This window comes from Candidatus Cyanaurora vandensis, assembly GCF_013285555.1.
Classification (GTDB): domain Bacteria; phylum Cyanobacteriota; class Cyanobacteriia; order Gloeobacterales; family Anthocerotibacteraceae; genus Cyanaurora; species Cyanaurora vandensis.
On record NZ_JAAXLT010000052.1, the window covers coordinates 25283 to 36107 of the forward strand.

11 protein-coding genes and 1 pseudogene are annotated in these 10825 nt (G+C 51.5%); 6 read left to right on the top strand and 6 right to left on the bottom strand.

All coding sequences use genetic code 11. The features are described 5' to 3' along the window. Positions 1–7: 7 nt before the first annotated feature. The 4 genes from HFM78_RS03240 to HFM78_RS03255 form a co-directional block, all read right to left on the bottom strand. Positions 8–706, bottom strand: coding sequence for a hypothetical protein (locus tag HFM78_RS03240; protein ID WP_287127984.1), 699 nt, complete (start codon positions 704–706; stop codon positions 8–10). Beyond that, a complete protein-coding gene (locus HFM78_RS03245; RefSeq protein ID WP_287127985.1) occupies positions 703–2220 on the bottom strand; it encodes a TCP-1/cpn60 chaperonin family protein in 1518 nt (505 codons plus the stop codon). The genes HFM78_RS03240 and HFM78_RS03245 overlap by 4 nt, the downstream gene beginning before the upstream one ends. Further along, positions 2221–2409, bottom strand: a complete 189-nt coding sequence (locus HFM78_RS03250; RefSeq protein WP_287127986.1) for a DUF2949 domain-containing protein — start codon at positions 2407–2409, stop codon at positions 2221–2223. A gap of 233 nt (positions 2410–2642) precedes the next feature. After that, complete coding sequence (locus HFM78_RS03255) at positions 2643–3302, bottom strand: hypothetical protein (RefSeq protein ID WP_287127987.1); 660 nt, start codon at positions 3300–3302, stop codon at positions 2643–2645. Positions 3303–3681: 379 nt separating this feature from the next. Between HFM78_RS03255 and HFM78_RS03260 the strand changes: the two genes are divergently transcribed. The 5 genes from HFM78_RS03260 to HFM78_RS03280 all read left to right on the top strand — a co-directional run bounded on the left by HFM78_RS03260 (position 3682) and on the right by HFM78_RS03280 (position 7505). Then, positions 3682–3900 carry a hypothetical protein gene (locus HFM78_RS03260; protein WP_287127988.1) on the top strand — a complete coding sequence of 73 codons (219 nt, stop codon included), beginning with the start codon at positions 3682–3684 and terminating at the stop codon, positions 3898–3900. Between the two features lie 873 nt (positions 3901–4773). Then, the gene (locus HFM78_RS03265) at positions 4774–4998 is read left to right on the top strand and encodes a hypothetical protein (RefSeq protein WP_287127989.1); all 225 of its coding nucleotides are present in this window, start codon (positions 4774–4776) and stop codon (positions 4996–4998) included. A 109-nt stretch (positions 4999–5107) separates the two neighbouring features. After that, the gene (locus tag HFM78_RS03270; RefSeq protein ID WP_287127990.1) at positions 5108–5407 is read left to right on the top strand and encodes a CU044_2847 family protein; all 300 of its coding nucleotides are present in this window, start codon (positions 5108–5110) and stop codon (positions 5405–5407) included. Beyond that, entirely contained in the window at positions 5361–7301 is a 1941-nt protein-coding gene (locus HFM78_RS03275) for a serine protease (protein ID WP_287127991.1), read from the top strand. The genes HFM78_RS03270 and HFM78_RS03275 overlap by 47 nt, the downstream gene beginning before the upstream one ends. 15 nt (positions 7302–7316) lie before the next feature. After that, entirely contained in the window at positions 7317–7505 is a 189-nt protein-coding gene (locus HFM78_RS03280; RefSeq protein WP_287127992.1) for a hypothetical protein, read from the top strand. Between the two features lie 354 nt (positions 7506–7859). Here the strand turns inward: HFM78_RS03280 and recQ are convergent, their stop codons facing one another. Continuing rightward, a complete protein-coding gene (gene recQ, locus HFM78_RS03285; RefSeq protein WP_287127993.1) occupies positions 7860–9683 on the bottom strand; it encodes a DNA helicase RecQ in 1824 nt (607 codons plus the stop codon). Between the two features lie 38 nt (positions 9684–9721). Beyond that, entirely contained in the window at positions 9722–10030 is a 309-nt protein-coding gene (locus HFM78_RS03290) for a hypothetical protein (protein ID WP_287127994.1), read from the bottom strand. A 325-nt stretch (positions 10031–10355) separates the two neighbouring features. Between HFM78_RS03290 and HFM78_RS03295 the strand changes: the two are divergent. After that, positions 10356–10825, top strand: a pseudogene (locus HFM78_RS03295) (cyanophycin synthetase); the annotation flags it as partial.

Consider the following 10825-nt stretch of genomic DNA (forward strand, 5'->3'; position numbering starts at 1 on the left):
ACCACGCTCACGGGCGGACCACGGTAGTCCAGAGGCGGCGGCGGCTGTCCCAAAAAGGCGCGGGGGTGAAGCCTAGAACATTCGGACCCCAGTAACGACGGGAGCCGTCAGTGGCAAAAATCAACAAAAGGTCGCCCTCGGCGGCTTGGGCCGGGGTGTTGGCAGTGATAAGTTCTTGGCCTTCGTTACTAGCTTGGCGGGGGGCGAGGTCCCAGGCTTGGGGCTTGCCATCGGTTTTGGTCAAGACCACGCGTACAGGTAGGGGCGTAGCATTGCCGACTCGCAGTGGACCCAGACGGTTGACTTCTTGAGTAATAGAGCGGGGCGGATGGGGACCGGGGGTGAGGGTCAGGGTCCAGAGCCGTTTACGTTCATTCCAAACGAGCGGCGTGGCCCGTCCGACGACCCAGGGTCCCCAGTGGTCTGTTCCCGTGAAAGCTGCCAAGACATCGCCGGGAGTCAAGACTAAAGACCGGCCTTCAAGCTCTAAGCGGAGTTCACGTCTGTTCCCGGCTTGGGGGATGAGGTCCCAGTGGAAGCTGCGCGGGAGGAGATTTTGGGGGGCAATGACCAGGCGGACAGCAAGCCCGGTCCGGTTGATAATTTTCAGTTGACCCCGTGCCTCTGTAACTGGGAGCGTCTCGGGGGCGGACAAAACGGGGAGAGGTTCTAGCGTGAAGAGGAGGACCCAGGGCCAGAGTTTCATGGCGTCGGGTCGGGGCGACGGCGAATCAAGGTCTGGATACGTAAAATCCGCAGAGTGATCTCCGCCGCTACCGTGAGAGCCTGGACCTTGACCTCCGCTGGATCAAAAATACCCAACTGGGCTAGGTCCGTGACCTGTCCGGTCTCACAGTCAATGCCTAGGTTGGGGTTGCTTGTCTTCGTCTGCGCGGTCTCGACGAGGGCGACTTTTTCGAGCGGTGCGTAACCACTGTTGAAGATGATTTGCTCTAGGGGCTTGGCGAGGGCCTGATGGACACAGGCGACCCCGTAACGGCTCAAGTCTTCAGTCTGTTCCTGCAAGGCTTGGACTAAGCGGCGGCAAGTGAGTTCTGCCACCCCGCCGCCGACCACGACCCCGCTACGGAGGGCGGCTTGTAGGGCTCCGGTGCTGTCCACGGTAATGCGCTCTTGTTCTGCTGCGGTCTCCTCACTCAAGGCCCCGACGACGATGGTGGCTTGAGCGGTCCCGGCTCCACCCTGAAGGATGACTTGGGCGGTGGCTTTGCGGTAGGTTAGTTCGCTCTGGCCCAAGTGGGCTTTGACTTCCGGGGCTGAACGGTAGAGGACAGCGGTTTTGGCGGGTCTAGCCCCGGTCAGCCGACAGATACGCTCGCGGTCACGGGTTAGGACCCGACTGAGGGCCAAAATTCCCTGTTCATCACAAAAGCTCTCCGCGAGGGGGGACATTCCTTTCTCAGTCACCACTAGCCGGACGCCGAGGGCGACGAGGCGATGCAAGGCTTGTTGGAAGCGTTGTTGTTCTTCGAGGTAACGGCTGAAGCCATGCTCAGTCGCAAGGGTCTGACCGTCAAAGCTTTCGGGTTCCAGACTGTCACTGAGGACCAGGACCCCGCCCGTAGCCTGCCAATCGGCTAAGGGCGAGTTGAGGGGACGTTTGCTCACCACCACCCCGGCAATCACTTCAGACACCGCCCCTACCCGGCTCACGACCCATTCACCCAGGCGCGTCTCGGGGTCTAGCAGTCGTTCCCTGCCGAGGTGTTGAGCGGCTTGCCAAACTAGCTGGGCCAGGGTTTCATCCCCCCGCGCTGCCACGAGGACAGCTTGGTAAAGAGCTGGGTCAGCGATATCTACTTGGCTGGCGGTCGCCTTAAGGTGTGTGATGGCGCAAGCGATACCCCGCTGAATTCCCCGTAGCAGCAAATTCACGGGTACGCCCTGCTCCAAGGCTTTGAGGGCCGCACTCAATAGAGCCCCGGTCAGAACGGTCGCGGTAGTCGTCCCGTCGCCCACCTGTTGTTCCTGGGCTTGGAGGGCCGCCACCGCCAGCCGCGCCGCCGGATGTTGGAAGTCTGACTGTCGTAAAATCTCAATCCCGTCATTGGTCACGACCATCTGACCGACATCATCCACCAAAAGGATATCTAGGCCCTTGGGTCCCAGGGTCCCGGCGACGGTCTCCACCAGGACTTGCACCGCCGCGATATTGGTCCTGAGGACTTTGAGATGGGTAGAAGCTTCTTCGCTGGGCATTTAGCTCGTCCAAGTCCACTCGTACAAACGATTCACCTGCACCACATCAATCAAACCTAACTGATACAAGATAATCGGTAACGGCCCGCCCTGTTCCTGTTGACGGCGCAGCCCGAGGTGAATGGCGGGGAGGGACAACCCTAGTTCCTTTTGTAAAAACTGAATCAACTGCTGACAAGATGCACTCACCCCAACCCCCTTACCACGCGTCTTGCTGCCTTCGGACGTACTAGAGACCTGAAAGTTTCACGCCCCTGATCCCTGAAATTACTCTACAGGGCTTGGTCCTCCTCGGCATGGGGATTTTGACCCTAAGCGAGCCCCCCTGCCCCCCCTTTTCAAGGGGGGAAGGAGTCTGTTTGAGTCGCCCTACTCAACAGGCTCTTAAAGGCCTCCTTTGTAAGAGGGATTTAGGGAATCGCTCATGAAGACTGTTTAAGTCCGAGTATTTCCAGAAATTGCGCTTGCTCTATTAACGCAATACGGGCAATGTCGAGAAAGTCATCCATCCATTCCTCTAGGGCTTCTAGTGCCCCATCCCGTGTTTGGGTTGCAGCTTGGGCTTCTCCTTTCTCTTTTTCCTGAGCAGCTTTGGCACCAGCCACAGCTTGAAGTTGGGCTTGTCCAGTTTGCAGTTTCTCAGCGGTGATGCCGTAGTTATTGAGGCTAGCAAGGAAGGCCGGGCTGGCTAGGGCATGGGTATACAACAGGCTGGCCTGGAGGAGCCATCCGGCAATGGTGGTTTTGCGCCGTCCGTTGAGGGCAAGTTGAAGCTGTGCGCTGGGATCATTTTTAAAGGCGACCCGGGCGGTCTGCACAAAGCGCATATAGCTGGTGTCGGCGGTTTCCCAGAGTTGGTTCAGTTGCTGAGTGGCCTTGTGCTGTTCGCCATACTCTTTTTGCTGTTGCATCTGGGTACTGAAGGCTTGGTCGTAGAGGGCTTGGCCCACCTGGAGCTTCTGGGCGTCATAACCGAATTCAGCTAAAGCAGTCTGGACTTCAGAACTAGACGTGGCATTGGTCAGGGCGGTTTGGTAAAAGCTCAAACGACTTTCGATACTCTGGCTAGGACGGCTGACCATAGGTTCCTCGGTGGATTCGCTCCTAAGGGTGCCCAAACGGGGCGAAAATTGCTGCTTGTGTCGTAAAAATGGTTGCTTAGTTGGTAGGAATGGCGACGCAACCAGTATGAACGGTTGCTCAGTCGGTGAAAGTCGTTGCTTAGCAGGTAGGAGCGGTTGCTTAGCCCGTAAAAATCATTGCTCAGCGAGTAGGAATCGCTGCTTGGCGGGTAGGAGTCGTTGCTTAAGTGGTAGAGGAGGGTGCTTGGGTAATAGAGGGAGGTGCTGAGACTATGGAAATCATTGCTGAGGACGTAAAGGTGATCCTGGTCATGGAAAACATCATTTTGGTTACAAAAACCACCTTAGTATCGAGGTAAAACTTGGACTAGACGCTTTCTTGAATCTCAACGATGGTGAAGCCTGGATGCTCCCGGAAACTCTGCGGTTAGCTGATTACGGTCTAGGTCATGATGACCGCGCCAAGGAACCGCAACCCGTCGCTGCCCGATTAGGCTCCCGCTTCCTCCCCTGGCAACTCGAAGGCACCCCTGAAGAATCCTGGGCAGAATGTGAGCATCACGCTAAGAACCTATGCCGTCTGAGGAATTTACACTAGCCTGAACCTTTAGCGCAGTATACTGAGGAAAAATTTCCACAGCCCACAGACCTCTTTGGAAATCCGTTACAGACCAATCTGTTTGGGAATGTTGTTGAAGCGCAAAACAAAAAAAGGAGAAATAAAAGATGACAATCAAACTGAGGTAGAATGAAAGTCTGTAATTGAGAAAAAGAAATGACCCCTGAAGAAGTCATCAATCTTGTTTGCCTGCATTTCGTCAACGAAGTTCCTTAAGTGTCAAGCATTTCTGGCGGTTTTCGCTTAGAGTTCAATTCTTCACTGTTGCCCCTAGAGGAGGAAAAAATAAAGAGTTCCATTGAGCATTGGGGAATTACACAAAATATTGTTTTTTACCCAAGCTTAAGTGCAGGTACTACATTTACATTTCAAGAAATTGGAAGCGAGATACGTATAGATATTATTCTTAATGATAATCAGACGAGTCTTGGAAATACCATAAGCAATGGCAGATTTGATTTTTGAAATCTTCACAGCATTCGTATTTTAGATAGGTATCAAGGGATAAAGCTTGGTTCTAAATTGCTCGATTATACAATCAGCTACTTGCTTGCTCAAAAAAAGCAGTCCATAAAACTTAAAATTCCGATACTCCCAACAACTTTAGAAGCATGGGAAAGGTATCAAAAATTACATAATTGGTATGGGAGCTTTGGGTTTACGGGAAAAGAAATACCAGGTTCACTGTGGCTAGATCCATTGTCGCTAAGTCCTACAGCCCTTGCTGCAATTTCTTCTTTCGTACCCTAAGGTAAAGGGTAACCCTCCACTAACTCGGGGTAAGGTCACTCCGCCAAAAACTTACAGATGATGTTGTACATTGGAATACATTACCGCGCTTATATACCCCCCATGCTTAACCTAATCGTCTACACAGAAAAAATAGTCAGCGACTTCCTGCGGTACCAACTTACTGCCTATCCTTTTACCGATGCCCATCTCTACGCTCAGATGCGTACCCTACTCAATCTGGAAGAAACCCGTAACATCCCTCTACTCAAAGGTCCCTATGTCAGCCTCAGCCGCGTCTTCCGTGAAGAAGCTAGCATACAGCATATGGTCGAGGAAGGTATGTAAATCGTATTTGCTAGGTAAGTGCCCCAAGCCCCCAAAATATGGGGTTAAGAAGCTTGATGATTTAAGGGTTGTATGGTACGTTAAAGGCCATACTTCCTGGAAAAATCAAGTGGAGATAATTCAAGTTAAGTTAGCTAGTGGAGAAATCGTACAATTTGAAGGCACAAGTGGCGGTGGCGAGGAACAAATCGGCACATTTGATGGATTCATGGATGCTACCGTTATCACTCAAACCATTGAAAACACACTCGCGATAATCAAGGACTCAATTGAAACAATCAAACCCAAGAAGGTGATTGTAAAGTTTGGTATCAAAGTTGCCATGAAATCTGGGAAACTTATGGCCTTAGTAACTGAGGGTAGTGGCGAAGCTAATCTTGAAGTCAGCTTTGAATGGCAAAATTCTTAATCAAGGAAGGATAGGCAAGGTTATGAATGACTCACAGATTGAATTTTTTAGGGAGTGTACCGTCCGTATCCAGTCAGGAAACAGTAGGGGAACAGGTTTCTTTATTGCTCCAGGCTTAGTGATTACTTGTGCTCATGTCTTACCCACTCAAGTTTTACCTGCTCCAGTAATATCTATTTTTTGGAAAATGCAACAACTTCAGGCTGAGATCTTTATAGAATACGCTGAGATAGACTTGGTATTATTACAGGTTAGGGAAATCCCGTTGAATATTCCTTGTGTTCACGCATCCCTGGAAGCTGATATTACCAATACTGATGATAGTTTTTTTACTATAGGCTATTCAGAGAACTATACGAATGGTGATTCCGCTACCTTCGATTATGAAGGAATTACCTTCTTAGAGGGAAATGAAAAACTCCTCAAGCTGAAAAGTGGTCAGGCTGTTCCTGGATTTAGTGGAGCACCCGTTTTAAATTGTCGTACTCATCGAGTTCAGGCTATTCTAAGTATCTCTCGTGATAAAAATCAAGACTTAGGCGGACGTGCGATATCTATCCAAAGTCTATTTTCACGCCATGACGGGTTGCGAGAACAACATAACTTGTTTCATCAACAAAATGTCCGTTGGGAACAAGCATTCACAATGTCTAAGGCTCAAATGTTACCCACCATTCCATATTTGAGCTGTGAGCAGGGAGCAATTAGTAACTATGTTAGAATACACACTACCAGATTACCTAATGAAACTCCCTCTGGGACAGAATCAGTCAGTTCGTTAGCTAGAAACAGCTATAATTTTGATGAAATTTTTCGTTCGCAAGACTTTAAGCAACGCCTTGAGTATTCTGCATGGCTGTGGCTTGCGCCAAACTTCAATCTGAACCATTTAGAACAAATCAGAGTAGACTCAGGAGTGCGTGGACTTGAGTTGAGACTGTTTTACGTTCGACTGGACCAAGCTTGCGAGAAAATTGCTAGGGAGCATCCAGTCCTGAGTTTATGGATTCGCCGCCGTCGTAGTTTATTGGAGTATGCTAGTTCATCATCAGAGATCCTGCCCTCTGAAAAATCAACTCAAAGCTTGAAGTTAAATCTTACGCTCCTAGATATTGTCAGTAGACCCCCTTCAAAACGCGATCGGCGACTTGCTGGCGGTATTATCAAAAATGCTCTAATACTTGCTTCGCAGGTGGTTTGCCGAGTTCTCGTAGATATTCCAGAAGGGGAAACCTATGGCTTCTTTGCAAATCTCATGATTCCAATTAAGAAAGAAGACTTACGGTCAAATATTTTTGCGTCACAGATAGCGCAAGATAATATTAAGTTAGCTTCTTACCTGTGGGAGGGGCACACAGATGCGGATACCTACTTAGTTGTGGTTACTGAAACAAATACTACAGAGCAGCATTTGGGGTTTTGGCTGCCGGTTGTTGAAGAGGCTAACATATCTACCCCCGGCGCATTAGAAGCATACCGTAATGTTAAAGGCTCTTCTATCCTCCTAGACGATCTACCTCCCTTTGGTACAGACTTACCTTCTGCTTCGAGGTCAAGATGGGAAAAGTATCTAAGCGAACGGCTTAAGCTAGCTGCATTTGTATCTTTACCACTTTTTTTAGAGTCCCAACCCGGCGAACGGAAAATGCTCGCTATCTTGAATGTAAATATCATCTCTGCTGAGAGGAATAAATGCTCCAGGGCTTACCATGATCAGTGGCTTAGGATCGCGCAACGTCAGGCTGCACCACTTATTGGGGAAGCCTACAAAGCTTTTACCATACAGCATGCTAAATTGGGTAGAGCTAGTCTACCCCAACTGTACCAAGGACTACAGCACTTTCCACTGCTGGAACTCACTGGTTCAAGACCAGCGACCACAACAGACCCATAGTTCAGGGAAATCAACATGCAAAGAACCAATCAGTTCCGAAGTCTGAAAAAAGCCGTTGCGAAAACTACCCATGACCGCTTTTCTGATATTGAGCAAGTGCTGATTGATAGCGAAGCGGCTATCCAACGCAACGCGCAACAGTATGGTGCTACACCAATTGACGAACCAAAAAGCTACTACGCTGGACAGCCAGACCAGGATTAATTTTATTGAGATGACTTGGTCGAAAATGCTGCAAGCTCATCCACCCACACCTCAGTCCCAGTCACTCCTTGCCACACTGGTCTCTACCACTGGAGGCAGAAGGACAACTAAGTTTTGACTGAGGTGCTAGCGCGAAAAAGCTAGGCTACGGTGAGCTAGCTGGGATACAAAAAGGTGAACTGGGTCTTTTTACCAGGACTGACCTATCGAATTGGGATACAGGTGGATGAGGGATACTATCTCAAATGCGTTCCTTGACACTCCTAATTCACGTACCCCTAGGATTATTTAAAACTCTATTTAGCAAGTCCCCTTTCAAAACTTAGGTGGGTATTTATGGACAGGGCGGGGTAATCAACGGGACTTGGTGTTAGACTCCTGCCAAACGCGGATTAGTTCGGTGAACTGGGGACCGTACTGGGTGAGTTTGCGGCTACCCACACCACTGAGTCGGGCGAAATGGGCGAGGGTCTGGGGTTGTTCCTGGGCCATCTGACGGAGCGTACTGTCCGGGAAGACCACGTAGGGCGGGACAGACTGGGCATCCGCCAGTTGTTTGCGTAAGGCCCGCAACTGTTGGAATAAGTCCTCGGCTTGGGGCTTAAGGGTCGTCGTAGTTGTGGATGTAGCTACCGTCTCACGGGTGGGAGGAATCACCGGGAGTACCAGTTCAACCTTGCGCTGTCCACGCAGCACCAGCCAACTCTGGTCATTGAGCTTGGGCACCGGGAACTCTCCGGTTTCTGTCAGCAACCCCTGTTGGATCAAGGAGCGTCCTAGGCTCCGCCAGAAATTCGCACTCCGGTCCCGACCAATGCCATAGGTGGAGAGGAGATGGTGTTCGTTTTGCAGGACCCGCTGGTTCTGGGAACCGCGCAAGACATCCACGACATGACCCATGCCAAAGTGTTCTCGACAACGGGCGACACAGGAAATCAACTTCTGGGCCTCAATGGTCAAGTCCTCGGTCGGTTGGGGCGTACAGCAGTTATCACAGTGCCCGCAAGGCTCCGTCAGAGCCTCACCAAAGTAGGCTAACTGGATGCGGGTCCGGCAGTCGCTCCCCTCGGCGTAACTCAACACTTGCCGAAACTGTTGACGGGCCACCTGTTGTTCCTTGGGGTCCGTGCGCTGACCAATCATGTACTCAATGCGGTGACTGTCCCCATAACTCAAAAAAAGCGTACAGCGGGCTGGTTCCCCGTCGCGCCCTGCCCGTCCTGCCTCTTGGTAATAACCCTCCAGATTCCGGGGTAGGTCGTAGTGGATGACAAAACGCACATCCGGTTTGTTAATCCCCATGCCAAAAGCCACCGTCGCCACCATCACCCCCACGTCATCACGGATAAACCGAGTCTGGTTCCGGGCACGTTCATCATCAGCCAGCCCCGCATGATAGGGGAGAGCTTGTATCCCGTCCTGTTGGAGTTTTTGGCTGAGTCGGTCCACTTGGCTACGGCTGAGACAATAGATGATGCCTGCCCCGGCCTCAGCCCGCACCCGCCCCAAGAGGACCCGGTAACTGTCTTTGCTCTTGGGGATGACCTCGTAATAGAGATTGGGCCGATGAAAACTCCCCAAGTGGAGGGTGGGTTCAACTAAGGCCAACTGCCGACAGATATCCGCTCGCACCCGGTCTGTTGCCGTCGCCGTCAAGGCCACCACGGGCACCCCCTGGAACCGCTCGCGCAGGAACTTGAGTTGGCGGTACTCTGGGCGAAAATCGTGGCCCCACTCCGAGACACAGTGCGCCTCATCCACCGCAAACAAACTCAACCCCAATTTCGCCCGCACCCGCTCCAAAAAATTCAAGAACCCCTCGCCCACTAACCGTTCTGGAGCCACGTAGAGGAGCTTAATTTGTCCTTGCCAAATACTCGCCTCCCGTTCGCGGACCTCCGCCAGACTCAGCGTGCTATTGAGGAAGGTCGCTCCCAGATCCCCCAGCCCCGCCACTTGGTCCTGCATCAGGGCAATTAAGGGTGACACCACGACAGTCAATCCGGGCTGCAAGAGGGCAGGCAACTGGTAGCACAGGGATTTACCACCGCCCGTGGGCATGACCACCAAGGCATCGCGGCCCTGGAGCAGGTCTTCAATTACTGCCTGTTGTCCAGGCCGGAAGTGGTCGTAGCCAAAATAGGTTTTAAGGGAAACAGTCAGTGGGGACTGGAGCATGGCTTGCTTACCGGGGAGCTTACTTTTTATACCCCGACTCAATCAACGGGTTGCTCCCATTTTACTGGGCGGTCTTGGGGGTGGACGAGACCGTAACGTTCTTTGAGTAAAGCTGACCGCTGGGTGCCATCAAAGGCCCGTTCAAAACGTCGTTGACGCTGTTGATAGACCCGCTGGGCTTTATCCAATTCCAGGGCTAGCTGTTGCGTGTGGGTTTGTTGTTGCAGATAGTAATTCGTCAACTGGAGCAAGCTCCGGTAAAGTAATCCGCCCAGACCCAGTAATACCAAAATCAATAGACCGTTAAGGGCCAAGGCGCGACGATGGACGGGAGTCAAGGAGGACACAAAAACCTCAACCGCGATAGAACGTAAACACCAAAAATTAGGGGTAGCGGGAGTAAGACCCCCGCTCGGCAATTATTTCCCGAGGGAAGAGGCGAGTAACGTGGCGAAAATTCCGGCAACTAGGGCGGCGGCAAAGGCCCCAGCTACTTCAAGCAAACCGATTTGCATGACGCACCTTAAATTTTCCTCTTATTATACTGATCACTCCCAGAGTTTCTAAGTTAATTCTGCTTTTTTGCTGACCCAGTACCGGATTTGATAGGTGAGACTACCCCCTTCCCGGCTGAAAGTGATAAGTTTAGCAAGATCTAGGCATTTCATCTCCATGCGTATCCTGAGCATCCGTGCCCTGCGGGGACCCAATTACTGGAGCATTCGTCGTCACAACCTGATTGTGATGCAGTTGGACTTGGAGGAATTGGAGGAGCAACCCACCAACGGCCTACCCGAATTTGTCGGTCATCTCGAACGGTTGATGCCGTCTCTCTACAATCATTTTTGCTCTGAGAACCATCTCGGTGGCTTCCTCAAACGGTTGCGCGAAGGGATTTGGATGGGCCATGTCGTCGAACATGTCGCCTTGGAGTTGCAAGCCTTGGCGGGGATGAATGTCGGCTTTGGTCGGACCCGCTCCACGCGCACGCCCGGTGTTTATAACGTCGTCTTCTCTTACATTGAAGAGCAGGCGGGTCGGTTCGCCGCCCGGGCGGCGGTGCGGTTAGTCAATATGTTGTTGGCGGGTGAGACCTACGACCTCGAAGAGGATATTCAGGAACTGCGCGAGATCCGCGAAGA